This is a genomic window from Salipiger sp. CCB-MM3, assembly GCF_001687105.1.
Taxonomy (GTDB): Bacteria; Pseudomonadota; Alphaproteobacteria; order Rhodobacterales; family Rhodobacteraceae; genus Salipiger.
In genome coordinates this window covers 597,897-614,698 of sequence record NZ_CP014596.1, presented here as the reverse complement: position 1 = coordinate 614,698, position 16,802 = coordinate 597,897, and the positions used below count along the sequence as shown (strand labels likewise).

Sequence of the window (16,802 nt, the reverse complement as noted above, 5' to 3'; positions counted from 1 at the left end):
GACCATACAGTGGAGGCCCTTGCACTCAAGTCAAATTCGGCAAATTTGCAAACTCAGGAAATATTTCCGTGAGCAAATAGCAAATTAGCAAAAATTGCTTCAACGCGATGATACACGTGGACTTTGAGAGGCCCCCGGCATACGGGAAACCCATGAGCACCAAAGCCCGCGTCCGTTTTCTCGACGCCTCGACCCCGCCACATCTTGTCACGCTTGTCCTGCTTGCCGGGCTTTCAGCGCTTGCGATGAACGTGTTCCTGCCGTCGCTGCCGCAGATGACGGCATATTTCGACACGGAATACCGGCTGATGCAGCTTTCGGTGGCGATCTACCTCGCTGTCAACGCGGCGCTGCAGGTGGTGATCGGCCCGATCTCGGACAAGCTGGGACGCCGCCCGGTGATCCTCTGGGGCGTGGCGCTGTTCATGGTGGCGACGCTGGGCTGCATCTTTGCGCCGAACGTGTCGCTCTTCCTGTTCTTCCGCATGTGTCAGGCAGTGATCGTCACCGCCATGGTGCTGAGCCGCGCCGTGGTGCGCGACATGGTCAGCCAGGAAGAAGCCGCCTCGATGATCGCCTATGTCACCATGGGCGTCGCCGTGGTGCCGATGGTTGGCCCGGTGATCGGCGGCGCGCTTGGCGAGCTCATGGGCTGGAAGGCGATCTTCTGGATGCTGTTCATCCTCGGCGGCGCGGTGCTGTGGCTGAGCTGGCGCGACCTTGGCGAGACCTCCACCGCCTCGGGCCTATCGCTGGCGCAGCAGTTCCGCGAATACCCCGAACTGCTCACCTCGCCCCGCTTCTGGGGCTACGCGCTGGCCTGCGCTTTCTCGTCGGGCGCGTTCTTTTCCTACCTCGGCGGCGCGCCCTTCGTCGGATCTAAAGTGTTCGGACTGAACCCAGCGTCGCTGGGCCTGCACTTTGGCGCTCCGGCGGTGGGCTACTTCCTCGGCAACTGGATTTCGGGAAAATTCTCGGCCCGCATCGGCATCAACAAGATGATCCTCTGGGGCTCGCTGATCCTGACCGCAGGCCTTGGCGCGGCGCTGATCACCTTTGCGCTGACCGGCGGCTCGGCGCTGATCTTCTTTGGCTTCATGTGCTTCGTCGGCCTTGGCAACGGCATGACCATTCCCAATGCCACCGCAGGCACGCTCTCGGTGCGCCCGCATCTGGCAGGCACGGCCTCGGGCCTCGGCGGCGCGATCATGATCGGCGGCGGTGCGGCGCTCTCGGCGCTGGCCGGGGCGCTGCTGCAGCCCGGCACCGGCGCATGGCCGCTACTGTGGCTGATGCTGGCGACCTCGGTCGCGGCGGTACTGTCGATCCTTGTGGTGTTCTGGCGCGAAAAGCGGCTCGCAGGTCTGGACGCGGAGTGAGGAGTTTGCAAAATTGTTCCCAGTGGGGAGCAAAGGCGCAAACATGGCAACACGGAAACTCTATGCCGGGGCGAAGCTGCGCGACCTGCGCGGACGGCTGGGGCTGACCCAGAAAGAATTCGCGGCAAAGCTCGGAATTTCCCTGCCCTATCTGAACCAGATGGAAAACAACAACCGCCCGGTCTCGACCACGGTGGTGCTCGCGCTGGCGCAAGAGTTCGGCTTCGACGTGACCGAACTGGGCCAAGGCGATTCCGAGCGGCTGATCTCGGACATGCGCGAGGCGCTGGCTGATCCTATTTTTGGCGAGCACACGCCGCCCTTGGCAGATCTGCGGCTCACCGCCTCCAACGCCCCTGCCCTCGCCCGTGCGTTTCTGGAGCTTCACCGCGCCTACCGGCAGACCCACGAGCGGCTCGCCTCGCTCGACGAGGCGCTTGGGCGCGAGGGCACGCAGATGCAGCCCTCGCCTTGGGAAGAGGTGCGCGACTTCTTCCACTATTGCGACAATTACATCGACGCCGTGGACCGCGCCGCCGAGCATTACGCGCATGGTCTGGGGCAAGGCGGCGCCGACCTGCGCGGCGCGGTGCTCGCGCATCTGCGCGAGCGCGGCATCACCGTCGAGTTTCAGCAATCCGCACCGCTGCGCAATTATGACGCCGAGCGGCGGGTTCTGACCCTCTCGTCGCTGGCGCAGCCCGAGACGCTGACCTTCCAGATGCTGATCCAAGTGGCGCTGCTGCGGCAGGAAAAGCTGCTGGAGGCGACGCTTGATCTCGCCCGTTTCCAGTCAGAGACCGCGCGCGGCATCGCCAAGCTCGGCCTTGCCAATTATTTCGCCGGGGCGGTGACGATGCCCTATGCGCGGCTGCTGGAGGCGGCGCAGGAAACCCGCCACGATCTGGAGCTTCTGGCCGCGCGCTTTGGTGCCTCGGTCGAGCAGGTGGCGCATCGGCTCTCGACGCTGCAAAGACCCGGCGCCAAGGGCATTCCCTTCTTCTTTGCCCGCGTCGATCAGGCCGGAACCATCACCAAGCGCCACTCGGCCACGCGGTTGCAATTCGCCCGTTTCGGCGGGGCCTGCCCGCTGTGGAACGTGCATCAGGCCTTTGAGACGCCGAACCAGTTCCTGCGCCAGCTGGCCGAAACACCCGATGGGGCGCGCTATGTGCTGCTGGCCCGCGATGTTACCAAACCGGCGGGCCGCTTCGGGGCCCCGGTGCGGCGCTTTGCCATCGCGCTGGGATGCGAGGTGAAACACGCGGGCGCACTGGTCTATGCCGACGGTATGGACCTCAGCCGCGACCGGGCGTTCGAGCCGATCGGCATCTCGTGCCGCATCTGCGAGCGCACCGACTGCCACCAGCGCTCGGTGCCGCCGCTCGAAAAGAAGATGTCGATCCACCCCGAGCGCCGCGGCATCCTGCCTTACACGTTAGAATAGCGCTCAGCCCTCCTGCAGGCGCAGCGCGCGCTTGGTGGCAAAGACTTCCTGCCGCTCGACCCACGGGTATTTGTGGTCATCCACCACCGGCCCCCAGTAGAGCTCCCCGCCAAAGCGCCACGGATCGAGCACGATGCCCTCTTTCATCGTGCCGCCCTTCTGGCTGACGATGACCGAGCTGTGCTCGATGCGGAACGTCTTCAGCGCGTTGGCGATGCCGCGGTGCATGTCGATGGTCTGGAAATTCTCCTGCTCGAGCCGGGCCTGCAGATCGTCGGCCCACTGGTAGCACAGGCCACGCGGGCGGGTGCCATTGTTGACCTTGATGTTGTGGATATAGGCCGGGTCGGTGACGTTCCATTTCACCGCAAGCTCGCGCGGGTAGTCGATGGAGATGCGCGCCATGCGCTGCGCTTCCTCGGGATCGACACCCGGACCGAGATCCTCGATCGACTGCGCCAGCGCGATGTATTCGGAGGGTGGCGGCGCGGGCACATGCGGATCGCGGGTGCCCGCGCAGGCCGAGAGAAGCGAGGCGGCCAGCAGCAGCGGCAGCAGAGAGAGGCGGGAAAGGAACTGGTGCACGGCTCGGAAGGTCTTGTTGTTGGGAAATGGAACTGAGTCTGACCTAGCGCGCGAGAGGGGGGCTGTCGAGCGTGCAGCGCTCATCCCTCTGCACAGCGCGCGCCGGGCGGGCGCCTGCCCGTGGGATGGCGCTGCTACGCTTGAGGTCTGCACTTTATCCCAGCCAGTTCCGCGCGCTTTCGATCTGTTGCGCACCGATGACAAAGCGCCAGCCCGCCGGGACGGGCAGGCGCTCGCCCGGCGCCTTCGGCTTGATTCCGGGCGACCAAGCACGCCTCCCCTTCTCTGCGCCTTGCGGGGCGTTGCTCGGGGGGGTAAAGGCAACGGGACTTTGACGGACATTCACGGACAGGGGGAACCCATGTCGATCGACATTCAGACGGCGGCACGTGTCGCCAAGCTGGCACGCATCCGCGTGGAAGACGATGCGCTTCCGGCGCTGGCACAGGAATTCAGCAATATCCTCGACTTCATCGAGCAGCTGAACGAGGTGGACGTGGAGGGCGTCGAGCCGATGGTCTCGGTGACCCCGATGCGCCTCAAGCGCCGCGCCGATGGCGTGACCGATGGCAATATGCAGGAGAAAATCCTCGCGAACGCCCCCGATGCCCGCGAAGGGTTCTTTGCCGTGCCGAAGGTGGTGGAATGACCGAACTGAACAAGCTCAAGCTCTCTGAGGCACGCGACGCGCTGCGCAAGGGCGACGTGACTTCGGTCGAACTGACCGAAGCCTGCCTAAAGGTGATCGAGGGCGCGGATGCGCTTGGCGCCTTCGTGCACAAGACCCCCGAGATCGCGCTGGAGCAGGCCAAGGCCGCCGATGCGCGCATCAAGGCGGGCGACGCGCCTGCCATGTGCGGCCTGCCGATCGGCGTGAAGGATCTCTTCTGCACCAAGGGTGTGCCGTCGCAGGCGGCCTCGGCGATCCTCGAGGGCTTCACCCCCGAGTATGAATCGACCGTCACCAGCCAGCTGTTCGACGCGGGCGCGGTCATGCTGGGCAAGCTCAACATGGACGAGTTCGCCATGGGCAGCTCGAACGAAAACACCTGCTACGGCCCCGCGGTGAACCCGTGGAAGCGCACCGGCGACGACACCAAGCTGACCCCCGGCGGCTCGTCGGGCGGCTCGGCTTCGGCGGTTTCGGCGGACCTCTGCCTTGCGGCCACCGGCACCGACACCGGCGGCTCGATCCGCCAGCCCGCCGCCTTCACCGGCATCACCGGCATCAAGCCGACCTACGGGCGCTGCTCGCGCTGGGGCATCGTCGCCTACGCCAGCTCGCTCGATCAGGCTGGCCCGATGACCAAGGACGTGCGCGACGCGGCGATCATGCTGCAGGCGATGTGCGGCCACGATCCCAAGGATTCGACCTCGGCCGATCTGCCCGTGCCCGACTTCGAGGCGATGCTGACCGGCGACATCCGTGGCAAGACCATTGGCATTCCCCGCGAATACCGCGTCGACGGCATGCCCGAGGAAATCTCGAAGCTCTGGGACGAGGGCGCGAAGATGCTGGAAGATGCGGGCGCGAAGGTCGTCGAGATCTCGCTGCCGCACACCAAATACGCGCTGCCGGCCTACTATGTGATCGCCCCGGCGGAAGCCTCGTCGAACCTCGCCCGCTATGACGGGGTGCGCTACGGCCACCGCGCCAAGCTGAGCCAGGGCGAAGGCATCAACGACATGTACGAGAAGACCCGCGCCGAAGGCTTCGGCCTTGAGGTGCAGCGCCGCATCATGGTCGGCACCTATGTGCTGTCGGCGGGCTTCTACGACGCCTACTACAACCGCGCCCGCAAGGTCCGCACGCTGATCAAGAAGGACTTCGAGGATGCCTTCGCCGCAGGGGTCGACGCGATCCTCGCGCCCGCGACGCCCTCTTCGGCCTTCGGTATCGGAGAAATGAAGACCGCCGATCCGGTGCAGATGTATCTCAACGACGTGTTCACGGTTACACTGAACCTTGCCGGGCTTCCGGGCGTTTCGGTCCCGACGGGACTCGATTCCAAGGGGCTGCCGCTTGGGCTGCAGCTGATCGGGCGTCCGTGGGAAGAGGGCGACCTGCTCAACACCGCCTATGCGCTGGAGCAGGCCGCCGGGTTCGCGTCGAAACCCGCCAAGTGGTGGTAACGGCGCCGGAATAAAGGACGAGGGCAGAGTGATGACTCGCATTTTCTTCGGTGGCGCGGCTCTGCTCGCGCTGACCGCCTGCACCACCCCGATCCCCGACAGCGGGCCCGGGGTCGGTTTTGACGACTACGGAAGCTATCAGGCCGAGCGCGCGCAGCGTGACGCCGCGCTCGAAGGCAGCGCGCCGGTGGATTCCTCGACCCTGCCGCCGGCAGGTCGCGATTCCAGCGACCCCGCGGTCGCCGCGGCCACCTCGGTGCTCGACGGCCCCGCAGAGGGCGCGCCGCTGCCCACCGCCGCCGCCACTCCGGCACCGCAGTCGGTGACCGATTCCGCAGGGCTTTCGGAAGAGAACAGCTTCGACGCGGTCTCGGCCGAACGGACCATCGCCGACGACAAGGCCCTGATCCAGCAGAACCGCGCGCAATATGAGGTGGTCGCCCCGACCGACCTGCCCGCGCGCCCCGACTCGGATGCGCCGAACATCGTGGCCTATGCGCTGCAGACCACCAACCCGGTGGGCACGCCGCTTTACAGCCGTTCGAGCTTCTCGTCGGAGTCGAAGGCGCAGCGCAACTGCGCCAAATACGAGACCACCGACCGCGCGCAGGAAGCCTTCCTTGCCGACGGTGGCCCCGAGAAGGACCGCAACGGCATCGACCCCGATGGCGACGGCTTCGCCTGTAGCTGGGATCCGGCCCCCTTCCGCGCCGTGCGCGGCTACTGACGGGAAGGTGCAGCCGATCTGGCACCCTTCCGACAATTTCGGGCCGCGCCGACTTGGGGCGCGGCCCGACATCGTAGTGCTGCACTACACCGCGATGAAAAGCGCCGAAGCGGCGCGCGATTGGCTGTGCAATTCCGAAAGCGGCGTCTCTGCACATTACGTGTTGGGCTATAACGGCACCTGCTGGCAGCTGGTGACCGAAGAGATGCGCGCGTGGCACGCCGGGCTGGGCGCATGGGGCTCGGTCGCCGAGGTCAATTCCCGCTCGATCGGCATCGAGATCGCCAACACCGGCGACGAGCCTTTCCCCGACGCGCAGATGGACGCGCTGGAGGTGCTGCTTTCCGGCATCCTCGAGCGCTGGCAGATCCCGCCGCAGCGGGTGATCGGCCATGCCTGTATGGCGCCGGGACGCAAGATCGACCCCGGCCCGCGCTTCGACTGGGCCCGTCTGGTGCAAAAGGGGCTGGCGGTTGATGCCGCACCGCAGACACCCGGCGACGCGCCCGACCAGTTTCGGCTCGATGCGCATCGCTTCGGCTATCGGACAGAGCCCGAACAGCTCGATGCGCTGCTGACATCCTTCCGCGACCGCTTTCGCCCCGGCGCCACTGGCCCGCTCGACGATGAGGATCGCGCGCGGATGGCCGGGCTCGCCGCGTGCTGGCCCGCCGCCTGACATAGCGCTCATCTACGGACATTTTCGCTCGCAATACAGGAGCCGCCCCTGCGGCGATCTGGGAGCTGGCGCGGCAGGGGCGGGTGCGTCCCCCGGCGCCAAGGCCGGGGGCGCTGTGCCGCGTTGGCCGCGAACCGTTGCGCGAGCAGGAACCGGGCCGAACCGGAACCTGACCGCCGGGAACGGTTGGCACCCGGGTGGAGACGAGACGGCACCCCAGAACCATACCGCCTGCCCGGCTTTGGCGCAGGTCTGGAATACCCCACCCCGCCCGCCGCTGAATTCTCGCGCCAAGGTGAGGCGCGCAGGGGGGTGCGACAATTAATTTTGATCTGGATCAAAGGAGATGATTGCCCGGAAGTTGGTCGCATTCTAAAAGGATGATTAGACTAAGGGCGTGGAGGAGTTTAGTGCGCGCCCTTGCGAGGGACGTACCTATACAGGAGGCACGCAATGGCAGATGCAGCCATTCACGGCCACGAGCACGAGGATGACCGCGGGTTCTTTACCCGTTGGTTCATGTCGACGAACCACAAGGATATCGGGATTCTTTACCTGATTACCGCAGCGTTTGTTGGTCTCATCTCGGTGGCCTTCACCGTTTACATGCGTCTGGAGCTGATGAGCCCCGGCGTCCAGTACATGTGCATGGAAGGCGCGCGCCTGTTCCCGACCGCGGTCGAGAACTGTACGCCCAACGGGCACCTGTGGAACGTGATGATCACCGGCCACGGCATCCTGATGATGTTCTTCGTGGTGATTCCCGCGCTGTTCGGCGGTTTCGGCAACTACTTCATGCCGCTGCAGATCGGCGCGCCGGACATGGCCTTCCCGCGGATGAACAACCTCAGCTACTGGCTCTATGTGGCTGGCTCGACGCTGGCGGTCTGCTCGGTCTTCGCGCCGGGCGGCAACGGCCAGCTCGGCTCGGGCATCGGCTGGGTGCTTTATCCGCCGCTGTCGACCAATGAAGCGGGCATGTCGACCGACCTTGCGATCTTTGCGGTGCACGTCTCGGGTGCCTCGTCGATCCTTGGCGCGATCAACATGATCACCACCTTCCTGAACATGCGCGCCCCCGGCATGACGCTGTTCAAGGTGCCGCTGTTCTCGTGGTCGATTTTCGTCACTTCGTGGCTGATCCTGCTGTCGCTGCCGGTTCTGGCCGGCGCGATCACCATGCTGCTGACCGACCGCAATTTCGGGACGACCTTCTTCAACCCCGCTGGCGGCGGTGATCCGGTGCTTTACCAGCACATCCTGTGGTTCTTCGGCCACCCGGAAGTGTACATCGTGATCCTGCCCGGCTTCGGCATCATCAGCCATGTGATCGCGACCTTCTCGCGCAAGCCGGTCTTTGGCTACCTGCCGATGGTCTGGGCGATCATCGCGATCGGCGCGCTCGGCTTCGTCGTCTGGGCCCACCACATGTACACCGTGGGCATGTCGCTGACCCAGCAGAGCTACTTCATGCTGGCCACGATGGTCATCGCTGTGCCGACGGGCGTGAAGGTGTTCAGCTGGATCGCGACGATGTGGGGCGGCTCGATCGAGTTCAAGACGCCGATGCTCTGGGCGATCGGCTTCCTGATCCTCTTCACCGTCGGCGGCGTGACCGGCGTGGTGCTGAGCCAGGCTGGTGTCGACCGTGCCTACCACGACACCTACTATGTGGTCGCGCACTTCCACTACGTGATGTCGCTTGGTGCCGTGTTTGCGATCTTCGCGGGGATTTACTTCTACTTCCCCAAGATGACCGGCAAGATGTACCCCGAGTGGGCGGGCAAGCTGCACTTCTACGTCATGTTCGTCGGTGCGAACCTGACCTTCTTCCCGCAGCACTTCCTTGGCCGTCAGGGCATGCCGCGCCGCTACATCGACTACCCCGAGGCCTTCGCCCTCTGGAACCATGTGTCGAGCTGGGGTGCGATCATCTCCTTCGCCTCGTTCCTCTTCTTCTTCTGGATCATGTGGCACTCGCTGCGCAAAGGCGCGGCCTGCACCCAGAACAACCCGTGGAACGAATACGCGGATACGCTGGAGTGGACCCTGCCTTCGCCGCCGCCCGAGCACACGTTCGAGCAGCTGCCGAAGCGCGAGGATTGGGACAAGCATCCCGCCCACTGAGCGCATAGAGCTCTGAGCGATTGACATAGACCGGCCCCGGGGGAACCCTCGGGGCCGGTTCTCATTTGCGGGACCGCCACAGCAAGGTTCCCAAGATGCCCCTGCCCCGCCGCTTCGCCGCCATCGCCGACATTCACGGCAATTCCGACGCGCTGAGCGCGGTGCTGGCGTGCATCGATGCCATGGGGATCGACCTCGTGGTGAACCTCGGCGACATGTTCAGCGGTCCGCTCGCGGCGGGAGAGACCTGGGAGATCCTGCGCGCCCGCCCGATGCCCACGGTGCGCGGCAACCATGACCGCTACCTGATCAGCCAGACGCCGGAAGAGATGGGCTCGTCTGACCGCGCGGCCTATGACGAACTGCCGCCGGAGGCGCTGGACTGGCTGCGCGGCCTGCCGGTGACGCTGGAGATGGACGAGACCTTTCTCTGCCATGCCACGCCCGGCGCCGACGATCGCTACTGGCTGCATGACGTGGACGCTGGCGGCATGGTCCATCCCGCCGGGGCCGCGCAGATCGCCCGGCATCTTGAGGGGATCGCGCAGCCGCTGGTGCTTTGCGCCCACACCCATCTGCCGCGCGTTGTCAGCTGGCAACGGCACTGCGTCGTGAACCCCGGCAGCGTCGGATGTCCGGGCTACACCGACATTCACCCGGTGCCACATGTGGTCGAGACCGGCACGCCCCACGCCTGTTTCGCCGTGCTGGAAACCGAGGGCGCAGCTTGGCGCGGCGCCCATCACCATGTGCCCTATGATCCCGCGCGCATGGCACAGCGCGCCCGCAGCCGGGGCCGCGCGGAATGGGCCGAGGCGCTGACCACCGGCTGGATCAGCCGCGAGGCGGCAAATCCCATTGGGCAGACCGCGGGCGGGTGATACATTCCAGCCATGCCATACACTTGGACGATGGACATGGGGGAGGACGGCACGCAGGAGGCAGAGCTGAGGCTCTGGCCGCATCAGTCGCTGTCGGCCAAGGGGTTCGTCACCTTCATCGGGATCTTCTTCTTCATGGCGCTGATCCCCTTCTACGGCCTCTTGGGCACGCTTCTCCTTTGGGGGCTGCTGCCCTTCATGCTCGCCGCGCTCTGGGGGATCTGGTACGCGCTGCGCCGCAACGAGAAGGACCGGCAAATCCTCGAAGTGCTCACCCTCAGCCCCGAAACGACCCAGCTTTTGCGGCACAACCCGCGCGGCCCGGCGCAGGACTGGCAGAGCAACACCTATTGGGTCATCGCGCAGATGCATGAGACCGGCGGGCCGGTGCCCTACTATGTGACGCTCAAGGGGGCGGGGCGCGAGGTTGAGATCGGCGCATTTCTGAGCGAAGAGGAGCGCAAGGCGCTCTATCTCGAGCTCTCCGACCGGCTGCGGCTCATGGCGCGGCCCTGACCGCGCGAAAGGTATCCATGGCTCAGGTTCCCGCCACCCCGAAGATGAAGCGTCGCGCCCTGCGTCTTGCCGCCGCGCTGGCGCCGTCTCTGGCTGAACGCCTCTCGCCCGCCCCCTCCGAGCAGGCAGCGCTGGCGCTGCGCGCGGCGCGGCAAGGCCACCCTCGCCCGCGTGCCGAAGAGGTGGTCTTCCTCCTCCCGCTGGTCGGGCCAGAGCATGTGGGCGATTGGCAGGCGGTGACCGAGCGGCTGGCCCAGACGCTTCGAAGCTTTCGGCGCCAGAGCGGCGCGTGGCGCGCGGTGATCTGCTGCCAGCAGCGCCCGCCGCTTCCGGGCGCGCTGGCCGAAGACCAGAGGATCAGCTGGCTGCCCTTCGACGACCCGACCCCCGGCAATGACAAGTGGCGCAAGCTGGCGGCGCTCTGCAATCATCTCGGCAGGGTCTGCAAAGCCCCGGCCTATGTGATGAGCTTCGACGCCGACGACCTGCTGCGCGATGGCGCCGTGACTGAGATGCTGGCGCGTCAGGCGCCGGGCTATCTGGTGGAGCAGGGCTATGTCATGGACCACGCCACCGGCGATGTGGCGCTGGCGGGCAAGCCGACAGCCGCCCTGCCGCTGCGCAAGCCGTTCTGGAAGCTCTGCGGATCGTGCATGGCGCTGCATCACGACCCGGCGCTGCCACAAAGCGCGGCTTTCCTGCGCGCGATGACGCAGCACGAACACCGGATGTTCCCCTATCTCGCCGCGCTTTCGGGACAGGCGCCGGTGCCGCTGCAGCGCCCCTCGGTGCTCTATGTGCTCAATCACGGGGAAAACTTCGGCGCGCGCAGGGGCCGCGTGGGGTTCAAGACCCGCTTCGTTCAGCGCTTCCGCCTCGAAGACCCGGCTGAACTGGCGCAGGTGGCGGAAGAGTTTCCCGCCCCCTGACATCTGTGCTGCAACTCTCTTCGAAGAGAGTTGCAAAAGCCTTTGAAGGCTTTTGCCCGGCTCAGCCCGCGGCGGCGAGCCGATCCTTGACCATCGGACCCACGGCACCAAAGTCCATGCGGCCCTGATAGCGCGTCTTCAGCACGCCCATCACCCGGCCCATATCGCGGATCGAGCTGGCACCAACCTCGGAGACTGCCGCGCTGACCGCCTGCGAGACCTCGTCTTCGCTCATCGGCTTCGGGAGGAACTCCTCGATCACCGGGATCTCGGCCAATTCCGCCTCGGCAAGATCGAGCCGCCCGCCCTCTTCGTAGGTGCGCGCGCTCTCACGGCGTTGCTTGACCATCTTGGCGAGGATCGACAGCAGTTCGGCATCCTCGACGCCATCGTCATTGCCCTCGGCACGGGCGGCAATGTCGCGATCCTTCACTGCGGCAGAGATCAGCCGCAGCGTCGAGAGCCGCTGGCTGTCCTTGTCTTTCATCGCCTGCTTGGTCGCAGCCTTGATGCGTTCACGCAATTCCATAGGAACGGATATCCCCTGACGTTTCCAAACCCTGACACTACAGAAAGCCCTTCGCGCGCGCAATCCCGCCCTATACCAATGCAACCCATTGATTTTGCTATATTTCTATAGGAAAATCAGCACTTGACCCTTTCCCCGGCTTCCCTTAGGCATGGCGCGATTTGCTTCCCGCCCAGATCCGAACAGGAGTCGCGCCATGTCGCTCGCCACCCCCCAAAAGCCTACCGCATGCCTCGCGCTCGCCGATGGGACGCTGTTTTATGGACAGGGCTTCGGCGCAACCGGCGAGGCTCAGGCCGAACTTTGCTTCAACACCTCCATGTCCGGCTATCAAGAGATCATGACCGATCCGTCCTACGCCGGGCAGATCGTCACCTTCACCTTCCCGCACATCGGCAACGTCGGCGTGAACCCCGAGGATGACGAAACCGGCGATCCGGTTGCCGCGGGCATGGTGGTGAAGTGGATGCCCACGCAATCGTCGAACTGGCGCGCGGTGCAGGAACTGTCGCAGTGGCTCGCGTCGCGCGGGCGCATCGCCATCGGCGGCATCGACACCCGCCGTCTGACCCGGGCGATCCGGCAGCAGGGTGCCCCGCATGTGGCCATCGCGCACAACCCCGAGGGCGTGTTCGACGTCGAGGCGCTGGTCGCCTCCGCGCGCGCCTTCCCCGGCCTCACAGGGGTCGACCTTGCCAAAGGCGTGACCTGCGCCCAGAGCTACCGCTGGGACGAGATGCGGTGGGCGTGGCCCGATGGCTACCTGCCGCAGACCAACCCGCGCAAGAAAGTGGTCGCCATCGATTATGGTGCCAAGCGCAACATCCTGCGCTGCCTCGCCTCGGCGGGTTGCGAAGTGACCGTGCTGCCCGCGACCGCCACCAAGGAAGAGGTGCTGGCGCATAACCCCGACGGCGTCTTCCTGTCGAACGGCCCGGGCGACCCCGCCGCCACCGGCGCTTACGCGGTGCCGATGATCAAGGGTATCCTCGACGACACCGATCTGCCGGTCTTCGGCATCTGCCTCGGTCACCAGATGCTGGCGCTGGCGCTGGGGGCCAAGACCATCAAGATGAACCACGGCCACCATGGCGCCAACCACCCGGTGAAAGAGATCGACACCGGCAAGGTCGAGATCACTTCGATGAACCACGGGTTCGCCGTCGACGGGCAGACCCTGCCTGCGGGCGTGGTCGAAAGCCACGTCAGCCTCTTCGACGGATCGAACTGCGGGATTCGCATGACCGACCGCCCGGTGTTCTCGGTGCAGCACCACCCCGAGGCCAGCCCCGGCCCGCAGGACAGCTTCTATCTGTTCGAACGGTTCGTGAACAGCATGTGATCATGCAGGGAACATTGTGCGCATTGTTTCTGTGATGAGCATAATTTAACCCTGTGTTTACCGCGATGCCCTGACCTATCCGCGCCCGGAAAGGTCAGGAGCATCCCATGCCGAACCCGCCTCCGACGTTCGAAGACCAGCGCCGCGCGTCCCGCGGCCATGACCGCGGACGCCCTGTCTGCGCGGTTCTGCTCGAAGATGGCGCGCTCGACGCCCCACAAGCGCTCGAAGCGCTGGCCCGCAGTCGCCATGAGGGCACCGACCTTACCCGCCATCTGATCGCCGAGGGGTATGTCTCGCCCGCGCGCCTGCGCGACACGCTTGCGCGCTGCCATGGCGCCCCGGCGCTGATGCGCAGCCTCACACCGCCCGCGCCCGAGCTTGCCCCCCTGCTGCCGCCGCATCTGTGCCTACGTCACGCGGGGCTGCCGTGGCTCCGACGCGGCGAGACGCTGGTGCTGGCCGTCGCGCACCCCGAAAGCTTCGCCCGCCTGCGCACCCATCTGACCAGCCATCGCGGCCCGGTCGAGATGGCCCTCGTCACCGAGCAGGACATCTTCGACGAGATCACAGCCCGCTATGGCGCGGCGTTTGCAGAGGCCGCCGAGCAGGCCCTGCCCTCGGAGCTCAGCTGCCGCGATCTCAACAGGCTGCCCGCAGAGCGCTGCGCGCTGCTTGGCGCCTCGGCCCTGCTTTGCCTGTCCCTGCTGCTGATCGCGCCCACCGCCTTCTTCCTTGCGGGACTGATGATCGCCTCGGTGACGCTGCTGCTCGGCCAGATTGCCAAGATTTCCGCATTCGTCGCCGGGCTGCCGCCGCTGCCGCCCGCCCCACCGCCCGAGGGTCATCGCCTGCCGCCGGTCAGCCTGCTGGTGCCGCTGCACCGCGAAGAAGCCATCGCCGAAACGCTGGTCCAGCGGCTCGGCCGCCTCGATTATCCGCGCGCGCTGCTCGATGTGCTACTGGTGCTCGAAGCCGAAGACAGCACCACCCGGCGCGCCCTGAAAGACGCCGCACTGCCGCCGTGGATGCGGGTCATCGAGGTGCCCGGCGGCACGATCACCACCAAGCCGCGCGCGCTCAACTACGCGCTCAACTTTGCCCGCGGCGCGCTCATCGGCATCTATGACGCCGAGGACAGCCCGGCGCAGGGTCAGCTGCGGATGATGGCGGCGCATTTCGGACGCGCCCCGCCCGAGCTTGGCTGCGTGCAGGGCATTCTGGACTTCTACAACCCGCACGCAAATTGGATCTCGCGCTGTTTCACCATCGAATACGCTGCGTGGTTCCGCATTCTCTTGCCCGGCTTCCTCCGGCTCGGCTTTGCCATTCCGCTAGGGGGCACCACGGTGTTCTTTCGCCGCACCGCGCTTGAGCGGGTCGGCGGATGGGACGCCCATAACGTCACCGAAGACGCCGATCTGGGGTTTCGCCTCGCCCGCTTCGGCTATCGCACCGATCTTTTGCCGCTGGTGACGCGCGAAGAGGCCAACTGTCGCCTCTGGCCTTGGATCCGCCAGCGCTCGCGCTGGCTGAAGGGCTATATGATCACCTGGTTCGTGCACATGCGGCAGCCGCGGCGGGCATTGCGTCAGCTTGGCGCGTGGCGGCTGCTGGGGCTGCAGCTTCTGCTGCTGACCGGCACGGTGCAATTCCTCCTCGCACCGCTCTTCTGGTCGTTCTGGCCGATCCTGCTGGGCTGGCCGCATCCCTTCGCCGGACCCGAGAGCATCGCGCTGCTGAAAGCGGTCACCGGCCTGCTCCTGCTCGGCGAGGGCGTGACGCTGCTGCTTGGCCTCGCGGGCGTGGCGCGCAGCCCGCATCCCGGGCTGCTGCTTTGGGTGCCGACGCTGTTTCTCTATTTCCCGCTCGGCACAATCGCCATCTACAAGGCGCTTTGGGAGATCTTTGCCCGCCCCTTCTACTGGGACAAGACCGCCCACGGGCGGTCCTCCCCCGACCATCCGGATGCGGATATCCCCGAAGAGCGGCGCTGAGCCGATCAGGCGGTCTTGCGGCTGTCGAGCTTCAGGCGGGTCACGAAGGCGGCAGAGATATGCTCGCGCAGCGCCCGGTCTGCGGCCTCTTCGTCGCGGCGCGCGATGGCATCGACGATCGCGGCGTGTTCCGCCAGCGCATCCGTGCCACGCCCCTCGGCGGCCAGCGAGGTGGTGGCCATCAGCGCCATCGAGCGGTGCACGAGGTCAAGCTGCTGCACCAGATAGCGGTTGTGCGAGGCCAGTTGGATCATCCGGTGAAAGCGCCGGTTGGCGCGGGCCAGCGCCGCCGGATCGTTGAGCAGCGCACGGTCTTCCTCGATCATGTCGCGCAGCACCTTCACTTCCTCTTCGGTCGCATGCCGCGCCGCCAGCCGGGCCGCCAGTCCCTCAAGCTCGGTGCGCACCACGTAAAGCTCGGCCATCTGGTTGTGATCGAGCGAGGCGACGATCAGCGAGCGCCCGTCGCGCGCCAGCAGCGATTGCGTCTCGAGCCGCTGCAGCGCCTCGCGGATCGGCGTGCGCGAGACGCCGAAACGCTCGGCCAGTTCGCTTTCCACCAGCCGGTCGCCGGGCCGATAGACGCCCTGATCGATCGCCTCGAGGATCAGCGTATAGGCATCCTTGTTCGGCGTCCGGATCTGGCTCATCTGCGGGGGGTCCTTCATAAGTGATGTGACAAGATAGCGGTAGCGGGGCCTTGGGATCAACGCCCCCCTTTGTCGCGCCCGCCGCTGCGGCATCAAGGTCGCAGTCCGGCGGCATCGCCGCCCGTTGCCACCCATTGCCGCCCGCCGCCCGGCGGCGTAGGTTGCGCGCCATGGTAAAGCAGCATTTCTCCCACGTGCGCCACTGGGTCTTCGACCTCGACAACACGCTCTATTCCCCGGCGGTGCGCCTGTTCGACCAGATCGAACGCAAGATGAACGACGTGGTGATGCGCGTCACCGGTCTTGGCGCCGCCGAGGCCAACGCCCTGCGCAAACGCTATTGGATGGATCACGGCACCACGCTGGCGGGGCTGATGGCCAACCACGAGCTCGACCCTGATGCCTATCTGACCGAGGTGCACGACATCTCCTTCGATGCGCTCACTCCCGATCCGCATCTGGCCGAGCTGATCGCCGCGCTGCCGGGGCGCAAGATCGTCTACACCAATGGCAGCGCGCCCTATGCGGCGCGGGTGCTGGAGGCGCGCGGCCTCGATGCCGCTTTCGACGCGATCTATGGCGTCGAGAACGCGGGCTACCGCCCCAAACCCGAGACGCAGGCCTTCGAGACGGTGTTTGCGCTTGATGGCACCGACACCGCCACCGCCGCCATGTTCGAGGACGACCCGCGTAATCTTGCCGCACCCCACGCCATGGGAATGCGCACGGTGCATGTCGCGCCGGAGCGGGCAAAAGGTGAGCATATCCATCACCATACCGACGACCTCGCGGCCTTCCTCGCACGGCTCGGCTGAGCCCCGGCGCGCGCCACCGGGCCGAAAGACCCCACCCGTGCGGCCATGCGACATTTTTCACAATGG

At 66.0% G+C, this 16,802-nt stretch carries 16 protein-coding genes; 13 read left to right on the top strand and 3 right to left on the bottom strand.

What is annotated here, in order from left to right:
- Positions 1-152: 152 nt before the first annotated feature.
- Positions 153-1,379 (top strand): multidrug effflux MFS transporter, encoded by a 1,227-nt coding sequence (locus AYJ57_RS16680; RefSeq protein WP_066108534.1) that lies wholly within the window; start codon positions 153-155, stop codon positions 1,377-1,379.
- A gap of 43 nt (positions 1,380-1,422) precedes the next feature.
- On the top strand, positions 1,423-2,826 hold the full coding sequence (locus AYJ57_RS16675) for a helix-turn-helix domain-containing protein (protein WP_066108531.1): 1,404 nt from the start codon (positions 1,423-1,425) through the stop codon (positions 2,824-2,826).
- A gap of 3 nt (positions 2,827-2,829) precedes the next feature.
- Here AYJ57_RS16675 and AYJ57_RS16670 read toward each other — a convergent pair whose 3' ends face one another.
- On the bottom strand, positions 2,830-3,411 hold the full coding sequence (locus AYJ57_RS16670) for a hypothetical protein (RefSeq protein ID WP_066108527.1): 582 nt from the start codon (positions 3,409-3,411) through the stop codon (positions 2,830-2,832).
- A gap of 361 nt (positions 3,412-3,772) precedes the next feature.
- Here AYJ57_RS16670 and gatC point away from each other — a divergent pair, with 361 nt between their 5' ends.
- From gatC to AYJ57_RS16630, 8 genes are all read left to right on the top strand, one after another.
- On the top strand, positions 3,773-4,060 hold the full coding sequence (gene gatC, locus AYJ57_RS16665; protein WP_066108524.1) for an Asp-tRNA(Asn)/Glu-tRNA(Gln) amidotransferase subunit GatC: 288 nt from the start codon (positions 3,773-3,775) through the stop codon (positions 4,058-4,060).
- Positions 4,057-5,544, top strand: a complete 1,488-nt coding sequence (gene gatA / locus AYJ57_RS16660) for an Asp-tRNA(Asn)/Glu-tRNA(Gln) amidotransferase subunit GatA (protein ID WP_066108522.1) — start codon at positions 4,057-4,059, stop codon at positions 5,542-5,544. The genes gatC and gatA overlap by 4 nt, the downstream gene beginning before the upstream one ends.
- A 31-nt stretch (positions 5,545-5,575) precedes the next feature.
- Positions 5,576-6,271, top strand: a complete 696-nt coding sequence (locus AYJ57_RS16655; protein WP_066108518.1) for a hypothetical protein — start codon at positions 5,576-5,578, stop codon at positions 6,269-6,271.
- Positions 6,272-6,278: 7 nt separating this feature from the next.
- Positions 6,279-6,950 (top strand): N-acetylmuramoyl-L-alanine amidase, encoded by a 672-nt coding sequence (locus AYJ57_RS16650; RefSeq protein ID WP_066108515.1) that lies wholly within the window; start codon positions 6,279-6,281, stop codon positions 6,948-6,950.
- A gap of 453 nt (positions 6,951-7,403) precedes the next feature.
- Complete coding sequence (ctaD, locus tag AYJ57_RS16645) at positions 7,404-9,077, top strand: cytochrome c oxidase subunit I (protein WP_066108512.1); 1,674 nt, start codon at positions 7,404-7,406, stop codon at positions 9,075-9,077.
- A gap of 95 nt (positions 9,078-9,172) precedes the next feature.
- On the top strand, positions 9,173-9,958 hold the full coding sequence (locus AYJ57_RS16640) for a metallophosphoesterase family protein (RefSeq protein WP_066108509.1): 786 nt from the start codon (positions 9,173-9,175) through the stop codon (positions 9,956-9,958).
- Positions 9,959-9,970: 12 nt separating this feature from the next.
- Positions 9,971-10,474: a DUF2244 domain-containing protein gene (locus AYJ57_RS16635; protein WP_066108506.1), complete on the top strand. Its 504-nt coding sequence runs from the start codon at positions 9,971-9,973 to the stop codon at positions 10,472-10,474.
- 17 nt (positions 10,475-10,491) lie between these two features.
- On the top strand, positions 10,492-11,403 hold the full coding sequence (locus tag AYJ57_RS16630; RefSeq protein ID WP_066108502.1) for a hypothetical protein: 912 nt from the start codon (positions 10,492-10,494) through the stop codon (positions 11,401-11,403).
- A 61-nt stretch (positions 11,404-11,464) separates the two neighbouring features.
- Here the strand turns inward: AYJ57_RS16630 and AYJ57_RS16625 are convergent, their stop codons facing one another.
- Entirely contained in the window at positions 11,465-11,932 is a 468-nt protein-coding gene (locus tag AYJ57_RS16625) for a GatB/YqeY domain-containing protein (protein ID WP_066108498.1), read from the bottom strand.
- Between the two features lie 196 nt (positions 11,933-12,128).
- Here AYJ57_RS16625 and carA point away from each other — a divergent pair, with 196 nt between their 5' ends.
- A complete protein-coding gene (carA, locus tag AYJ57_RS16620; RefSeq protein ID WP_066108495.1) occupies positions 12,129-13,274 on the top strand; it encodes a glutamine-hydrolyzing carbamoyl-phosphate synthase small subunit in 1,146 nt (381 codons plus the stop codon).
- A 107-nt stretch (positions 13,275-13,381) separates the two neighbouring features.
- Positions 13,382-15,271: a glycosyltransferase family 2 protein gene (locus AYJ57_RS16615; RefSeq protein ID WP_083191328.1), complete on the top strand. Its 1,890-nt coding sequence runs from the start codon at positions 13,382-13,384 to the stop codon at positions 15,269-15,271.
- Positions 15,272-15,276: 5 nt separating this feature from the next.
- Here AYJ57_RS16615 and AYJ57_RS16610 read toward each other — a convergent pair whose 3' ends face one another.
- Entirely contained in the window at positions 15,277-15,921 is a 645-nt protein-coding gene (locus tag AYJ57_RS16610; RefSeq protein WP_066108491.1) for a GntR family transcriptional regulator, read from the bottom strand.
- A 170-nt stretch (positions 15,922-16,091) separates the two neighbouring features.
- Here AYJ57_RS16610 and AYJ57_RS16605 point away from each other — a divergent pair, with 170 nt between their 5' ends.
- A complete protein-coding gene (locus AYJ57_RS16605; protein ID WP_066110419.1) occupies positions 16,092-16,736 on the top strand; it encodes a pyrimidine 5'-nucleotidase in 645 nt (214 codons plus the stop codon).
- Positions 16,737-16,802 lie beyond the last annotated feature (66 nt).

Bases quoted from the DNA above. Each gene is read 5' to 3' on its own strand.
- AYJ57_RS16680 (WP_066108534.1), top strand. From the start codon at position 153: ATGAGCACCAAAGCCCGCGTCCGTTTTCTCGACGCCTCGACCCCGCCA.
- AYJ57_RS16675 (WP_066108531.1), top strand. From the start codon at position 1,423: ATGGCAACACGGAAACTCTATGCCGGGGCGAAGCTGCGCGACCTGCGC.
- gatC (WP_066108524.1), top strand. From the start codon at position 3,773: ATGTCGATCGACATTCAGACGGCGGCACGTGTCGCCAAGCTGGCACGC.
- gatA (WP_066108522.1), top strand. From the start codon at position 4,057: ATGACCGAACTGAACAAGCTCAAGCTCTCTGAGGCACGCGACGCGCTG.
- AYJ57_RS16655 (WP_066108518.1), top strand. From the start codon at position 5,576: ATGACTCGCATTTTCTTCGGTGGCGCGGCTCTGCTCGCGCTGACCGCC.
- ctaD (WP_066108512.1), top strand. From the start codon at position 7,404: ATGGCAGATGCAGCCATTCACGGCCACGAGCACGAGGATGACCGCGGG.
- AYJ57_RS16640 (WP_066108509.1), top strand. From the start codon at position 9,173: ATGCCCCTGCCCCGCCGCTTCGCCGCCATCGCCGACATTCACGGCAAT.
- AYJ57_RS16635 (WP_066108506.1), top strand. From the start codon at position 9,971: ATGCCATACACTTGGACGATGGACATGGGGGAGGACGGCACGCAGGAG.
- AYJ57_RS16630 (WP_066108502.1), top strand. From the start codon at position 10,492: ATGGCTCAGGTTCCCGCCACCCCGAAGATGAAGCGTCGCGCCCTGCGT.
- AYJ57_RS16625 (WP_066108498.1), bottom strand. From the start codon at position 11,932: ATGGAATTGCGTGAACGCATCAAGGCTGCGACCAAGCAGGCGATGAAA.
- carA (WP_066108495.1), top strand. From the start codon at position 12,129: ATGTCGCTCGCCACCCCCCAAAAGCCTACCGCATGCCTCGCGCTCGCC.
- AYJ57_RS16615 (WP_083191328.1), top strand. From the start codon at position 13,382: ATGCCGAACCCGCCTCCGACGTTCGAAGACCAGCGCCGCGCGTCCCGC.
- AYJ57_RS16610 (WP_066108491.1), bottom strand. From the start codon at position 15,921: ATGAGCCAGATCCGGACGCCGAACAAGGATGCCTATACGCTGATCCTC.
- AYJ57_RS16605 (WP_066110419.1), top strand. From the start codon at position 16,092: ATGGTAAAGCAGCATTTCTCCCACGTGCGCCACTGGGTCTTCGACCTC.